Source organism: Luteibacter jiangsuensis (assembly GCF_030812295.1).
In the GTDB taxonomy this organism is placed as follows: domain Bacteria; phylum Pseudomonadota; class Gammaproteobacteria; order Xanthomonadales; family Rhodanobacteraceae; genus Luteibacter; species Luteibacter jiangsuensis_A.
In genome coordinates this window covers 375298-390415 of the sequence record NZ_JAUSSK010000003.1, presented here as the reverse complement: position 1 = coordinate 390415, position 15118 = coordinate 375298, and the positions used below count along the sequence as shown (strand labels likewise).

The window sequence follows — 15118 nt, the reverse complement described above, 5'->3', positions numbered from 1 at the left end:
ATCAGTTCCTTACCGCCCACAACTCGAGTTCCAACCCCTCGAACCCGTTGCCGAAGTGCAGCGCCACGCCACCGGACGTGCGCAGGGTCTTCCACATGGGCGAGGCCTTGTCGAGTTCGAAGTACTGGTAACCCGCGTGATACGGAATCTGGCGGGGAGCGCTGGCCATCGACGCGACGGGGATACCCGGCAACTGCAGGTTGACGAGGTCGCGGATCTTCTCGACCGGGCCGATCTTCGATTGCGTGGGCAATCGGCGACGCATGTCGGCCGCGGCGATATCGGCCTTGGCGGCAAGCACGAAAGCGGCACCATCGAGCAGCGTCGTATCCGCGACGGTCCCCACCCATACCCCGTACTTCCTCTGTTGCAACGGTACCGGGATCGCCGTCTGCTCCAGGACGGCGCTGAGGCTCATGCGCAACGCATCGATCAAGGGCTCGAAACTCTCGCGCAGACGCTCGTGGCGATAGGACGGGAAGACGTCGCTGCGCTTGCCCGGCGTGGTGAAGGTCGCCAGTTCCCCCGCCATGCCGAGCAACATCCGATAGAGATCTTCCGGATGCAGGAGCGGCGCCTCGGCCAGATGGGCCAGTTGGGGCTGGTAACGGTTGACCAGCTGGAGCATGAGGAAATCGGACAACTCGGCGGTACTGGTGCGGTCGCTGCCCGCCACGCGCGCGGCAAGCGCCTCGCCGCGTTGATGCAGCAGTCCCAGCAGTTCGGTCAGGAACAAGGCGAGACGGTCCGAGGCGCGGCAGGACAACGCGCTGGGAATGAAGCCGTCGTCGAGCGACACGCGGCGGTCGGCGCGGCATTCCACCAGGTGCGCCATGGGCAGTTCGACCAGGCCCTCGCGCGGCTGCGCCGCCGCGAGGAGTCGTGCACTGAGCCCACCCACCTCGAGAATCACCGTCCCGGTGGTACTGCCCGAGGCGTCGCCGACCTCGGCATCGCGGACGCTGAAGCGGGCGAGTTGTCCAGGCGGCACGGTATCCGGCCAGACGCTTTCCGCTTGCGTCGGCGAGCGCAAGGGCAAGGTCAGGTGGATGACCTGGTCGCGCCAGTTCGGGTCGATATCCAAGGGCGGCGGCAGCGGGTCCCGATCGGGCATGGAGAACGGTGTTCCGTCCGGAAAGACACCGCGTGCACGGCGGATGCCGACCTTGCCGATGGCCAGCAGGTCACGCTCCAGTTCGAGTTCGTCGAAGCCCCATGGGTGGGGACGCAGTGCCGCCGCACGCAGCTCGATGTAACGCTCGGTGTAACGGTCCTGCTGTTGCATGTGCTGCGGACGAAGGAACAAGCCTTCGCTCCACACCACTTTGTTGAACGAGGTCATCGTGCGGCTCCTTCGCTCTTGAAGCGTGCCAGCTGGTCTTCGTAGGCCCGCGCGAACTCGTCGCCGAACAGGCGGCGGAAGCGTTCCTCGGGATCGGCGGCGAGCCCCTGGTAATGCGCGCGGTAACGTTCCCATGCGCCCTTGCCCGCACCGGGCATGAAGCGAGGCCGGCGAGCACCTTCCTCGTCGAAGCGTGCCGGATCGAACTGCGCGATGAGGTCGTCGAAGGCGGCGCGTACGCCGGAAAGCAGGGCTACCTGGTGCAGGCGGATATCGTCCATGGCATCGACGATGGCCGCTTCACCGGAGAGGAAGGCCTCGTTGGGCGAGGCCAGCAACCGGGCCATCGCTTCCGTCGCGGTGGGCGCGAACTTCAATGGATTGTTTTCCGTGCGGCGGATCAGCGTGGCGGGCATGCGGAAGCCGTTCTTCAATTCCGCGCGGGCGCGCAGGACATCCATCACGCCCTCGAGGACGAGCAGGAACAAGGGTTCCACGGCGCCGGGCACTGCATCCGGTGGAGATACCGGTGCGGGCGGCCGCTGCGCTTCGACAGGTGCGTCCACGGGCACCGGACTATCGGCGCGGAACAGGCTGCGGGTCCTGTCCCAGTTTTCAGGCAGTACCGCTGGCGGACGCCGCATGGCTTCGTTGTCCACGCGGGCCACCACGAGATGTTCATCCAGCGGCGATACATGATTCCAGGGAGACGCGGGCGACGCCGTGGGCAAGACCGTCTGGAACCAAGCGAGCGGGTCGAGCGAGGCTGGCGCACCGCCCTCACCCGGCACCAGCGATCCCGCCGCGGCGGGCACTTCCACGGCGTCGGCGACAGCAGGCAACGGCGATGCGGCTGGCGCGGTGTCCGTGACATCGCGCGTTTCGCGCCGCGCCGTCGTCCGGGCCACGTGTTCGACCGGAGACTCGATGGCGACAAGCACCTCGAAGGTATCGATCTGCACGAGGTCGCCATCACCCAGCAAGGCGGGTTCGCCGCCGCGCAAGGGAGCGCCATTGAGCAACATGCCGTTGGTACTGCGGTCCTCGAGGAAGTACAGGCCGTTGAGGTAACGCACCAGTGCATGCTGACGGGAAACACCATGGGCATGGAGTACCCAGTCGCACTGTTCCGCACGGCCGATCGTGAGGTCGCGTCCTTCCACGCGCACCGACGCCCGGTCGGCGATCTCTTCGGTACGCGCGCCGAGGACGGAGAGGACCAGGCTGGGCCCGGCGTAACGGTTCATACGGAATCCTCCGATCGGAGCAAGCCAAGGGCCGGTGTGACGAAGGCGCGGCAACGTGCGTCGAAGTCGTCGCCGGCCGCGGCAAGGGTCAACAAGGCGCCCGCGGCGACGACCGCCATCAGGTGCGCGGCGACGGGTGCGACTTCCTTGCCCGAAGCGTCGAGCAGGAAGCCCTCGGACCAGCCCGCACTGGCGGCGATCAAGGCACCCACGCCGACGTAGTGGCGACCGGCCGCATAGGCGATGGCCTTTCGGCGGGCCGGCTCGCCGCGCTCGCGCAACCATGCTTCGGCGAGGCGGAGACCGGCACGGTCTTCCTCGCCAAGCGCCGCCCCCGCCGCGCATTGGCACAACCACGGCACGACGTAGCCGCGGGGCAACAGACGCATCTGCAAGCGCAACGCCGCGCCAGCGAGCCCGCCATCCAGCAGCGCCTGCACCGCCCCGCGCGGGGTCATCCCGTTGCGAAGCCGCTCCATGGCGGCCGGTTCAAGGCCCATGTCGCTGGCCGCCCTGGTGATACTGGTCGTTGTCGTGGTCATAGCAGCAATGGCGGCATGCCCTTGAGCACGGCCGGTCCGGCGGTGGAAGAAAGCATCAGGGCCGCGCCCGCGGTGACGGCGATGGCGGCGGTGGCGTTCACCGTCACCGTGGCCCCGGCGGTCAGGGAAACGGCGGCGCCCGATGTGATCGACGCCGCGCCTCCGGCCGTGAGGTTGATCGCCCCGGTGCCGGCCAGCCGCAATGTCGTACCGACGATCTCGATCTCGCCGGTACGCTTCATCACGATGCGGGCGAGACCCGTCACGAGCTCGATCTCCTCTCCGGCCTCGATACGCAATCGGCGTCCCACGCGCAGGCTGTCGTCGCGACCCACGTCGTGGCGGCGATCGCGTTTGATATCGGCCGTCTCGTCGCGTTCGATCGTGCTGACGTGATCGTTCTCCGCTTCGTGGCGAAGGTCGCGCTGGGCATGCAGCAAGAGTTCTTCGGCGCCCTTGCGGTCTTCGAAGCGGATTTCGTTCGCCTCACCCGCGTTTCCCATCAGGCTGCGACTGACGACGCCGCTGCGTGTCTTCTGGTCGGGCAACGGATAGGGCGGCATGTGGTCCTGGTTGTAGACGCTGCCGATGATGAGGGGACGGTCCGGGTTACCGTCGAGGAAGGCCACGACGACCTCCTGCCCCACGCGCGGAACGAACTGCGCGCCCCAGCGCTTGCCCGCCCACGACGAGCCGACGCGGACGGGACACGACTGGTCGGCCCGCGGCTTGCCGGGCGAATTCCAGAAGAACGTGACTTGCACGCGTCCCTGGCCGTCAACCTGGATGTCCTCATCGGTCTCACCGAATACGACGGCCGTCTGCACCCCGGCGATCGAAGGGCGCGGTGTCACCTGCGCCGAGCGGAATGGCTGCCGGCTGCGAATGACGCGGAAGCGACAGGCGAAGGGAGCCTCGTCCCTGTCCGGCTCCACGCCACCGGCCTGGTAATCCACCTCCACCAGACGTGTCATCGAGCCGATCACGAGGTATTCCTGGTTCGCATCCGCCAACGGGAAATCCTTCAACGTGAAGAGATCGCCCGTCGCCAGGCCGACGGCATCGGTGGAACCTTCGCTTATGGCGTCCCGCACGTTGAGTGCATCCACGCGCACCCTTGCGAAATGTTGGCCATCCGCCACCTGTTGGGCATAACCCACGGACGCATACGGGTAGTCGTAGATCTCCAGGCCCGGCACGGAATGAACATCGGGCCCGTCCGTCACCTGTTCGTTGGCCAGCAGCGAGGCCTTGGGCCGCTGGTAGTCATGGTCGTCCATGCGGACGCGCGTCGGGTTCACGCTCCGGGCGACGCTCCAGTCGCTCACCGACGCCTTCATCCGGTGGCCGCGTTCCGTGGGTGGCGCATAGGGAAGGGTCTCGAAACCTGGACGGGGCGCATGCGCCCCCAAGGCATCCGCCAGTACCATCGTGTGGCTGGACGATGCGTGGGTGAAGAAGTAATAGATGCCTTCCTGTTCCATCAGCCGGCTGATGAAATCGAAGTAGCTTTCACGGTACTGCACGCAGTAGTCGCGGGCGGTATAGCTCGCGCTCAAGGCGAGCCGCACGTCGCCATAGCCGAACTCGGCAAGCACCTCGCGCACGATCTGCGGCACCGTCTTGCCCTTGTAGATGCGGCAATCGGATGTCTGCCGCAGCAACCAGGGCGTCGGCACGATGCGAAACGCATAGACCGCATAGCGGACGTTCTGGATGCTGATGAAGGCACCCTGCTCCGCCTCCGCGACGATGCCGTTGAAATACCGGACATCGCCTTGCGGCGTGACCGTCTTCACGGTCATCGACGTGCCCAGGAGCGCGCGCAGGTCGGCCTGCGCGTTCTTGCTGATCGCTTCGATGCGAAGGTCGAACAGACGGCCGAGTTCTTCCTTCGCCGTCATGTTGGCGAACAGAAGGGCATCGCCCATGCGGGAGGAAAGTGTGATGGCATGCGCCATGGCCGGATCAACGACCCGACGGTTCGGCGGACCAGCCAGCGAGTCCGCGTCTCAGGATATTCCGCCAGGCGGTCTCGTCGCCGGCATACTCCACCGTCCCCGCGATCGAGAGATCCTGCCTGAGGGCGACAAGCCATTTCGCGACCAGCCGGGTCAGGTCGCCGCGGATGAACAGTTCCACCTGCCTGCACAGTTCCCTTCGCGCATCGCTACTCCTGGGCGCCTGCGCCAATGAACTGCCACCGATGAACCCCGTGCGCGCAGCCGGATCCATGCCCGCGTTCACCATGTCCCGCCAGGCCATCATGGGGTCCGCGGGCAAGCCGCACACCCACTTGTAGAAGACCTCCTTGAATGCCTTCGCCTTCTTGCCGAACTCGATCGAGTTGTGGTCGTTCGCCTCCACGCGTTCGTCGTCCTGGATCCAGCTCCGTTCCCTCATGCGGGGGTGCGCCCTTATCTCCTGGAGCAAGGGGTACGACCCGGCGAACCGCGAGTTCATGACCTGGCGCCCTTCCGCCATGTCGCCGCCGCTTCCGTTCAACGCGTTGAAGTGACGCTCCAGTTTGTACTGTTCGAGAAGCAGGACGAAGCACGAGACGATGGAGCTCTCGAAGTCGTTGAAGACATGATTTCCGTTGGCCATGAATACGTCCCCAACTACAGTGTGTAGATGCTGTTCAGCTTTTCTTGCCGGTTACCGCCGAACTCCATGTGCGTGTAGTAACGCAGGTAGTCGCTGGCATCGACCGGGCGCCAGGTTGGCGAATAGCTGTTCGTCCCCAAACGGTAGCGGCAGAACGTCGCGACCTTGCTGTAGTCGTTGAACACGTCCTTGAGCGCCGTCAAATCGGCCGTCTGGCGGTTACCGACCACGCCGCGCATGATCCCCTCGACCAGACGCGATCGCGCCGCCTCGGAAGTCAGGGCCACGACCTTCGCAAGGTCCGGATTCATCCGGGCTACGCGTCCGCCACCGCGAACCAGCGCGCCCTCGAACTCGCTGCGGCCTGCCTTTCCGGCCAGGTCGTTTTCCTTGTAGTTGTAGTCGGTGAGCACGATGCGCGCGGCGTTTCCGTGGCTGTACGCGAACAACTCGAAGTTCGGCGTGCGATAGAAGTACGAGTGCGCCAGTTCCTGGTCGTCGACGTAAACGACTTCCATCTCCGAGCCAACGGGAACGTTCGCGAAGTTCGCCTGCCGGAATGCGACGAGGAAGCGTGAATAGGCCTCCGGCGTCAATTTCAGTGGTATCGCCATCTCAGTGGACCTCGTCTTCGAACCGGTAGCTGAAACCGCCATCCGCGATACCTACCTCCACGCGCTGTACCGTTTCACCCCGTATCGTTCGCTCGAGAAAGGCGCGGCTGATGTCGGGGAGCATCGTGTGGGTCAGGATGGCGTCGATCATGCGTCCGCCGGATTCACTCTCCGTGCATCGGGACACGACCCTTCCGACGACCTCGTCGTCGTATGCGAAGGGAACGCGATAACGCGACCGCACCCGTTGCTCGATGCGATCCAGTTGCAGGCGGACGATGCGCTCCAGCATGGATTCACTGAGCGGGTAGTACGGAATGGTGACGAGGCGTCCGAGCAAGGCCGGCGGGAACACGTCGAGCAACGGCGCGCGCAGCGCGCTCGTCATCTCGTCCGGGTCCGGCGCGCCGCCCTCGCGGCGGCACAGGTGCGCGATCGTCTCGGTGCCGACGTTGCTGGTCAGGATGATCAGGGTGTTCCGGAAGTCGATGCTCCGCCCTTCCCCGTCCTCCATCACGCCCTTGTCGAACACCTGGAAGAAGATCTCGTGCACATCGGGGTGGGCCTTCTCCACTTCGTCGAGAAGCACGACCGAATAGGGCTTGCGGCGCACGGCCTCGGTGAGGACGCCGCCTTCCCCGTAGCCCACGTAACCGGGCGGCGCACCCTTCAGCGTGGATACCGTGTGCGCTTCCTGGAACTCGCTCATGTTGATGGTGATGAGGTTGTGCTCACCGCCATACAGCGTCTCCGCCAGTGCCAGGGCCGTCTCCGTCTTGCCCACGCCGGAAGTACCTGCCAGCAGGAAGACGCCGATCGGCTTGTCGGGGTTGTCCAGGCCAGCGCGGGACGTCTGGATGCGCCTGGCGATCGCCTCCATGGCGTGGTCCTGGCCGATGACCCTGCGCGCCATGAGGCTGCCCAGGTTCATCACCGTCTCCAGTTCGCTGCGCAACATGCGGCCTACCGGAATACCGGTCCAGTCGGCGATCACCGTGGCCACCGCCTGCTGGTCCACGGTGGGCAGCACCAGTGGCGTCTCGCCTTGCCGTTCGGCCAGGCCGGCTTGCAGGAGACGCAACTCGGCCAGCACGGACGTCCGCCCGGCCTCGTCGAGCGCGCCATCCTCGCGCAGCCGCGCACGCAGGGCGAGCACCTGGCCGACCAGGTGCTTCTCGTCCGTCCATCCGGCTTCGAGGGCATCCAGGCGCGCACGCTCGTCGGCCAGCTTCGCACCGGCCGCGGCCTCACGTTCGACCACGTCGATCCCCACGGTCCTTTCGCGCGCGATGATGGCCAGCTCCGTTTCGAGGGCCTGGATGCGCTTGCGGCTGTCGTCCACCGCGGCGGGAATGGCGTGCTGGCTCACGGCGACCCGCGCGCATGCCGTGTCCAGGAGGCTCACGGCCTTGTCGGGCAGCTGCCGCGCCGGGATGTAACGATGCGACAGCTTCACCGCCGCCTCGATCGCTTCGTCGAGCACCTGCACGCCATGGTGTGCCTCCATCACGCCCGCCACGGTGCGCAACATGAGCACGCCGCGCGCTTCGTCCGGCTCGCCGACGTGCACCGTCTGGAAGCGCCGGGTCAGCGCGGGGTCCTTCTCGATGTGCTTCTTGTACTCGGCCCAGGTGGTCGCGCCGATCGTGCGCAAGTTGCCGCGGGCAAGCGCGGGCTTCAGCAGGTTGGCCGCGTCGCCCGTGCCCGCCGCGCCACCGGCGCCGACCAGGGTGTGCGCTTCATCGATGAAGAGGACGATCGGGCGCTCGGACGCATTCACCTCGTCGATGACCTGGCGCAGGCGGCTTTCGAATTCACCCTTCATGCTCGCGCCGGCTTGCAGCAGGCCGACGTCGAGCACGCGCAGTTCCACCTCGCGGAGCGACGGCGGCACGTCGCCTTCGGCGATGCGCCTGGCGAAGCCTTCCACCACCGCCGTCTTGCCGACACCGGCTTCACCCACCAGCATGGGATTGTTCTGCCGACGGCGCATGAGGATATCGACGACTTGCCGGATCTCCTCGTCGCGGCCGACCACCGGATCGATCCCGCCGGTACGCGCCTGCTCCGTGAGGTCGATCGTGTAACGCTGCAAGCCGTCGCGTTTTCCCAGTGCGGCCGGGGCCGGCTCGCCGGCATCGCCGCGCGGCTGGCCATCGATACGGAAACCGTCGTTGGCCCCGAGCCGATCCTCCGGTGACCCGGCGACGATTCGCGGCAGGTCCCCGACCAGGGTTTCGGCGCGAAGCTTGTCGAATTCAGGGGAGATGCCGGCGAGCACGTGACGCAGGCGCCGCGTCCGCACGATGGCGGCGATCAGGTAGCCCGTGCGCACCTGCGCCTCGCCGAAGCGCAAGGTCGCATATACCCAGGCGCGCTCGACGGCTTCCTCGATATCCGCCGACAGATCGCTCACCGACGAGGCCCCGCCGGGCAGGCGCTCGAGCGATTCGGTGAGGTCGCGTGCGAGACGTGAGGGATCGATGCCGGCATGGCGGACGACGCGGTGCAGATCCGAGTCGGCCAGGCTGAGGATCTGCTGCAACCAGTGCACGAGTTCCACCTCGCGGTGGCCACGCAGGCGGCACGCCACGGTGGCGCCTTCGATCGCCTTGTAGGCGATGGCGTTGAGCTTGCCGAACAGGGCGGCACGGCTGATGTCGGTCACGACGGCATCCTTGGGCGATTCGATGGGGAAAGGGGTTGCAGCACGAGGTCGTCGGCGTCGCCGGGGCCGGCGAAGCGGCCCATCCAGGACGACAGGCCGAGCCGTCCCGCGCGGCCCATGTGCATCAGCGGCACCTCGTCGCGGCGCAGGATCAACTGGACGTCCCAGTCTTTCTCGTCGCCCGCGTAGTAGCGCACCGCGGCGACGAGTTCACGCAGTGCTTCGCCGCCCGGCTGGAAGCGGCGGTAATCGGCACATCCCACCGGACCGATGCGAAGCCGCAGGCGGTGCTGCGCATCGCGCACGGCCGCGCCCAGCACCGCCGCGGTTCCGAGGGTCGCCATGCCGCCACCGAGGCGGAGACGCCCATCCTCCGGGAGCACCAGCCACGCCACGACGAATTCCTCGAGCCGAACAGGAACGGCGAAATACGCGGCGAGGAAGGCGACGAGACCCTCGGCGTTACGCGCCTGGGCCAGGACACGCCCGGCCATGTAACGGCGGAACCGGTCGGGCAGCGCATCGCGCTCCGCGAGTGCCGGACTGTCGATGCCGGTCAAGGCACCGAGGAAGCGCGCGAAGGCATCCTCGGCGGGACGATCCATCTGCACGGTCGGCTGCGCGTCGGCCCATGCGCGATAGAACAGGCTCAGCATCCGGTGGTGGAACACATCCGCAAAGGCGATGAACGTACGATCCCTGGCCGTGCGTTCGCGTTCGAGCACGTATTCGGTGAGATGTAGCGGCAAGGCACCGTTCGGCCCCCACAGCCCGAGCACCAGGCTATGGACGCGAGGTTTGCCGTCATCGTGCTCCACGCGATCGATGCTGCGCGGCGCGAAGCCCAGTGAAGGCGTGTGCGCCAGGCGCACGGGATCGTCCGCTGGCCGTATCGAGCGGCCGAGCCGGGGGCGATCGTCGTGCACGCACTCGATGCGCCGCAATGCGTCGAACCAGTCGAAGGAACCCGGCTCGGCACGTATCGCGTCGAGCAGCGCTACAGGATCGGACGTGTGCCGGAGCGAGCCGTCCACCGAGCCACCTCGTTGCGTTCCAGGGTATGCAGGACGGTCTCGGTGAACGAGTTCAACGAGACGTACCGCGCGAAGAAGTGCCGCATGACGGAGCCGAACAGGAAGGCACCCGTGCCTTCGAACGCGCGCTCCTCGCACGTGAGACGGATCTCCAGGCCACGCCCGTACGTCACCGGGCCTGGAATCGGCAGGCGCCGCACGATCGGCGAGGAACGCACGTCGCGCACCCCTTCGACGAGGCGACGTGAAGCGGCGTCGTTATCGTTGTTGTAGAGCGAAAGCATTTCGCGCAACGCGGCCGCCCCCTGGTCGTGCTCCAGCAGGGAGAGGTAATTGAGCTGCAGGTGGCTGATGAGCTTCCACGCCGCCTGCCCCTCCGCGATCGCGGGCCTCGGGCGCGTGGGCCCCGCAAGGCAACGCACGCTGCGCACCGGGGCATCGGTGTCGAGCAGGAAATCGGTGCGGCCCTTGCCCACCGGCATGTGCAGAGGCAAATCGCGGTTACTGCAGAGCAGCCGCATGCCGACCTGGCGCAGGCTGCTCGCATAGGGGGCTTCGCGCCCGTCCACCAGGGAAAGGAATACTTCGCCCCCGGTGTAGCTCGAACGCGGCCCGTCGCGCCGTTGGCGCGTCGAGGCCAGGCGGGGTTCCCGGCGCACGGTGTAGAACGCGGCCGTGGGATCGTGCCATGTCCGCGCCTGCCCTCCGTAGAACGGGTGGAAGGTCTGCTCCGGCTCCTGGCTGTCACCGAAACCCTGGACCTCGTCGACGTCGAAGACCTCGAAGTCCATGGGCCTCGCCCGGTCCGCCAGCACGTGGTATTCGGGAGCCCCATCGCGAAGGTGGATGCGATCGGCACGGCGTGGAAAGAGGTTGATCGCCGGCGTGCAGAACAGGCGCAGGTAAGACGCGTCCACGGCGTTGTCCAGGCGCGGCACCGAGCGGTCCAGCCAGACGACGATGTCGAACTCGCTCGCCGACGACCGCGGCAGCACACGGCGCAGGCCGGTGAAAGCCGCGAACTGGAAGCGTTGCGGGCAGGCGAAGTATTCCTGCAGCAAGCGGTAACCGCTGAACGAGCGATCGGTCGCCGGCAGCAAGGCCTCGTCCTCCGCGAACCCGCGCGCTTCGATGCGCGCCTGTTCGACGAAGCGCGTGGTCTCGCCGGCGATCACCGAAAAACCCAGGCCGTTGCCCAGCACCTGCTCGTACAGGAGGCCCGGAAGGTCTCCACTGCCCGCGAAGAACAGGGGAAGCTCGTCGAACGACAGCGCATCCAGCCGCGCGCCCGCACCCAGCTGGAATCGCAGGCGCAAGGCCGCGCGGGGCGATGTACCCGCCGGCGGCGCAAGCCCCGCGGCGGCGATCCCGGCGGGGCTGGACAGGTAACGCGCCTCGCGAAGTTCCAGCGGCAGCAAGGTGACGGCGTGGGCGGTGCGGTATTCGCAGGCGGTCCGTTCGCCGAACCCGATCTGGCTGCGCAGCGCACTGCCGCGAGGAACGACATGGCCATCCACGGGAAGACTCTCCGCCCCGTCGGGTGACATCTCCACCACGGTCATGGACGGGATCGGGGCGAGGTAGTGCGGGTAGAGCATGCGCAGCAGGTGCTGGGTGAACACGGGATGCTGCGCGTCCAGCTTCATCTGCACGCGGGCGGCCATGAATGCGAAGCCCTCCAGCAAGCGCTCCACATAGGGGTCCGCGCACTCCATGCCCTCCATGCCCAGGCGGCCGGCGATCTTGGGATAGGCGCTCGCGAACTCGGCGCCCGATTCACGGACGTGCTGGAGTTCCTGGCTGTAGTAGCGAAGCAGTCGGGGATCCATGATGCTCAGCCGAGGCCGTCGAAAACGCTGAAGCGTGCGGTTTCCAGGTCGACGTCGGTCTTCAGGTAAAGATTCAGGGGCAATGGCTGCGCCCACATGGTCGATTCGATGCGGAAGGACAGCGTCAGACGGTCCATCCGCGTGGTGTCGGCCTGCACGTCGACATGCAGCGTGGCCGGGTCCAGCCGTGGCTCGAAGGCGACGATCGCGGCGCGCAGGCGCTGGCTCAGCGATTCGATATCCATGCCGGCGATGGCGGCACCGGTGAGATCGGGGACGCCATAGTCGAGGACGGATTCCTCCACGTACGGCAGCCCCGCCAGGTCTTCCCGCGACCCGCGCCGCGTGCAGTTGAACAACCAGCCCAGGTCGCGCACGACGTATTCGCGCAGGCGCGCCGCGGTCATGACGCGCTTCTCGCGGCTTTCCTCCGTCACATGCGGTTCGTCGTCGCGAAGGCGGTCCAGCAACGAAGGCTGGAGCCGCTCCTGGGTGGTCAGCTCGGCCATGGGTGGATCAGGCCTGGCCCTTCACCTGTTGCATGTCGTAGGTGAAGTCCTTGGTGCCGCCTTCCGCCTTGCCCTTGTCGTTCTGCGGCTGGAACGAATACTTGAACTTGCCGAAATGCAGGGTGACGTTCTCGGTGAGGCGCTCGTCGCCGCCGCTGCCACCCGTGGACACGGACGTGACCATCACGCCCTCGCTCAATTCGATGGTGAGGAAGTCGGTCTGCTCACCCGTGGCGTTGGTGACGTACAGCGTGGCGCTGTCGACACGCGCACCCGTGCAACAGGCGTTGAGCAGCGCATTGGAACAGGAGTCGACGAATTTCGTGATCGTGATGTCCTGCACGTTTGCCTTGCCACCCGAGGCGTAGCCGGCGCCGGTGTGCAGGTTTCCGGAATTGCTGGCACCCCACGCCCAGGCGATGATCGGTACCTGGCCCTTGTGCTTGGCGTGGTTGGACGCGCCCTCGATCGAGACCTGACCGGGGCCGAACTTGATGTGCATGTCGTATGCCATGGAACGCTTTCCTCAAAGGAGTGTGGAATCAGGCGGCCTTGCCGGAAGGCAGGCGGGCGACCAGACGCAGCGACACCGTCAGGCCTTCCAGCTGGTAGTGCGGTTTGAGGTAGAACTTGGAGGTGTAGTAACCCGGGTTGCCCTCCACTTCCTCCACGACCACCTGGGCCGCGGCGAGCGGCTTGCGCGCCTTGGTTTCCTCGCTCGAATTCACCGGGTCGCCGTCGACGTAGTTGAGGATCCAGCTGGTCAGCCAGTTCTCCATCTGCTCACGCGTGCTGAACGATCCGATCTTGTCCCGGACGATGCACTTCAGGTAATGCGCGAAGCGCGAGCAGGCGAACATGTAGGGAAGACGCGCACTGAGCGCGGCGTTGGCCGTGGCGTCGGGATCGTCGTATTCCTCGGGACGCGCGAGTGACTGCGCACCGATGAAGGCGGCCATGTCGGAGTTCTTCCGGTGCACGACCGGCATCAGGCCCATCTTGTCGAGTTCGGCCGAACGGCGGTCGGTGATGGCGATCTCGGTCGGGCACTTCATGTCCACGCCGCCGTCGTCGGTCGGGAAGACATGCGCCGGCAGGTTGTCGATGATCCCGCCCGACTCCACTCCGCGGATGCGCGTGCACCAGCCGTACTGCTTGAACGAACGGTTGATGTTCACGCCCATCGCGTAGGCGGCGTTCTGCCAGGTGTATTTGGAGGAATCGGCGCCGCCGGTGTCTTCCTCGAAGTCGAAGTCCTCGACCGGATCGGTCTTCGCGCCGTAAGGCAGGCGGGCAAGCGTGCGCGGCATGGTGAGGGCCACGTACTTCGCATCCTCGCTGTCGCGCAGCGAGCGCCATGCCGCGTAGTCCGGCGTGGTGTAGATCTTCGCGAGGTCGCGCGGGTTGGCGAGTTCGTTCCAGCCGTCCATGCCGAGAAGACCCGGCGCGGCGGCGGCGATGAACGGCGCATGCGAGGCGGCGGCGACCTGGGACATGCCACGGAGCAGTTCCACGTCCTGCGGACCGTGGTCGAAGTAGTAGTCGCCGATCAGGCAGCCGTAGGGTTCGCCGCCCAACTGGCCGTATTCCTCTTCGTAGATCTTCTTGAAGACCGGGCTCTGGTCCCACGCCGTGCCCTTGTAGCGCTTCAGCGTGCGGCCCAGCTCGTTCTTCGACAGGTTGATCACCCGGATCTTCAGCTGCGTGTCCGACTCGGTGTTGGTCACCAGGTGATGCAGGCCACGCCAGGTGCCTTCCAGTTTCTGGAATTCCGGGTGATGCAGGATCAGGTTGATCTGTTCGGTGAGCTTGCGGTCGATCTCCGCGATATACGCGTTGATCGTCTGGGTGACGTCGTCGGAGACCATGTCGGCGTGGTCGAGCACCTGCTCGGCCAGCGTACGCACGGCGGATTCCACCTCGGCGCGGGCGCGCTCGCTCTTCGGGCGGAATTCCTTGGTGAGCAGGGCCGCGAAGTCGTTGCCTTCGACGCTGTCGACGAGTGCCTCGGCAGCCTGGGACTGTTGCGTGGCCATGGCTCAGCCCTCCTGCGAATCGGTGGGCTGGCGCGCGGCGGCGAGGGCCGCCAGCAAGGCAGGGTCTTGTATCGCCTGGGCGATCAGCTTCTCCGCCCCGGCCTTGCCGTCCAGGTAGGTACCGAGGTTGGCCAGTTGGGTGCGTGCCTGGAGCAGCTTCGCCAGGGGCTCCACGTTCCGCGCGATCGCCGCCGGCGAGAAATCGTCGAGATGGGCGAAGGTCAACTCGACATTCAGGCTGTTCTCGCCCGTCAACGTGTTGGGCACGCCGATCGCGAGCGACGGCCGGACCGACTCCAGGCGTTCGTTGAAGTTGTCCGCGTCGATCTCGAGCGCCTTGCGCTCCTCCACGGGAGGCAGGTCACCCGCGCTCGCGCCGGAGAGGTCCGCCATCACGCCCATGACGAAGGGGATGCTGACTTTCTTCTGGGCCCCGTAGAGCTCGACGTCGTACTCGATCTGGACCCGTGGCGCGCGGTTGCGGGCGATGAATTTCTGGCTGCTCTGCTTGGCCATCGTTTTTTCCTACGGCTGCAATAGACGCAATGAATCGGCATGACAGTTTTATTTCATACCGTCAATCGAGCGGCCATTGTCGGCCAGTACCCTCAGGAGCTGAAATCGTTCGTGGGTATATGAGGCATAAGGAGATGTGATGCCTCGCGACGCAACTTTCCGGCGCCGGATCGC

Annotated in this window: 13 protein-coding genes; all 13 read right to left on the bottom strand. The window is 66.2% G+C overall.

All coding sequences use genetic code 11. From position 1 onward, the window contains the following. Position 1: 1 nt before the first annotated feature. Genes tssK through tssB form a run of 13 tightly spaced genes read right to left on the bottom strand, consistent with a single transcriptional unit; the run spans position 2 to position 14944 of the window. On the bottom strand, positions 2-1342 hold the full coding sequence (gene tssK, locus J2T07_RS11910; RefSeq protein WP_306850261.1) for a type VI secretion system baseplate subunit TssK: 1341 nt from the start codon (positions 1340-1342) through the stop codon (positions 2-4). Next, on the bottom strand, positions 1339-2589 hold the full coding sequence (gene tagH / locus J2T07_RS11905; RefSeq protein WP_306850259.1) for a type VI secretion system-associated FHA domain protein TagH: 1251 nt from the start codon (positions 2587-2589) through the stop codon (positions 1339-1341). Before tagH ends, tssK begins: the two co-directional genes overlap by 4 nt. Next, complete coding sequence (locus J2T07_RS11900) at positions 2586-3089, bottom strand: DUF6931 family protein (RefSeq protein ID WP_306850258.1); 504 nt, start codon at positions 3087-3089, stop codon at positions 2586-2588. The genes tagH and J2T07_RS11900 overlap by 4 nt, the downstream gene beginning before the upstream one ends. A 38-nt stretch (positions 3090-3127) precedes the next feature. Beyond that, positions 3128-5092: a type VI secretion system Vgr family protein gene (locus J2T07_RS11895; RefSeq protein ID WP_306850257.1), complete on the bottom strand. Its 1965-nt coding sequence runs from the start codon at positions 5090-5092 to the stop codon at positions 3128-3130. 7 nt (positions 5093-5099) lie between these two features. Then, complete coding sequence (locus J2T07_RS11890; protein WP_306850256.1) at positions 5100-5738, bottom strand: hypothetical protein; 639 nt, start codon at positions 5736-5738, stop codon at positions 5100-5102. Between the two features lie 14 nt (positions 5739-5752). Continuing rightward, positions 5753-6352, bottom strand: a complete 600-nt coding sequence (locus J2T07_RS11885; protein ID WP_306850255.1) for a hypothetical protein — start codon at positions 6350-6352, stop codon at positions 5753-5755. Between the two features lies 1 nt (position 6353). Continuing rightward, entirely contained in the window at positions 6354-9020 is a 2667-nt protein-coding gene (tssH, locus tag J2T07_RS11880; protein ID WP_306850254.1) for a type VI secretion system ATPase TssH, read from the bottom strand. Further along, positions 9017-10054, bottom strand: a complete 1038-nt coding sequence (gene tssG / locus J2T07_RS11875) for a type VI secretion system baseplate subunit TssG (RefSeq protein WP_306850253.1) — start codon at positions 10052-10054, stop codon at positions 9017-9019. Before tssG ends, tssH begins: the two co-directional genes overlap by 4 nt. Further along, positions 10018-11883: a type VI secretion system baseplate subunit TssF gene (gene tssF, locus J2T07_RS11870; RefSeq protein WP_306850252.1), complete on the bottom strand. Its 1866-nt coding sequence runs from the start codon at positions 11881-11883 to the stop codon at positions 10018-10020. Before tssF ends, tssG begins: the two co-directional genes overlap by 37 nt. 5 nt (positions 11884-11888) lie before the next feature. After that, positions 11889-12392 carry a type VI secretion system baseplate subunit TssE gene (gene tssE, locus J2T07_RS11865; protein WP_306850250.1) on the bottom strand — a complete coding sequence of 168 codons (504 nt, stop codon included), beginning with the start codon at positions 12390-12392 and terminating at the stop codon, positions 11889-11891. A gap of 7 nt (positions 12393-12399) precedes the next feature. Then, positions 12400-12906 carry an Hcp family type VI secretion system effector gene (locus J2T07_RS11860; protein WP_306850247.1) on the bottom strand — a complete coding sequence of 169 codons (507 nt, stop codon included), beginning with the start codon at positions 12904-12906 and terminating at the stop codon, positions 12400-12402. A 28-nt stretch (positions 12907-12934) separates the two neighbouring features. Then, a complete protein-coding gene (gene tssC, locus J2T07_RS11855) occupies positions 12935-14428 on the bottom strand; it encodes a type VI secretion system contractile sheath large subunit (protein ID WP_306850245.1) in 1494 nt (497 codons plus the stop codon). Between the two features lie 3 nt (positions 14429-14431). Beyond that, complete coding sequence (tssB, locus tag J2T07_RS11850) at positions 14432-14944, bottom strand: type VI secretion system contractile sheath small subunit (RefSeq protein WP_306850242.1); 513 nt, start codon at positions 14942-14944, stop codon at positions 14432-14434. Positions 14945-15118 lie beyond the last annotated feature (174 nt).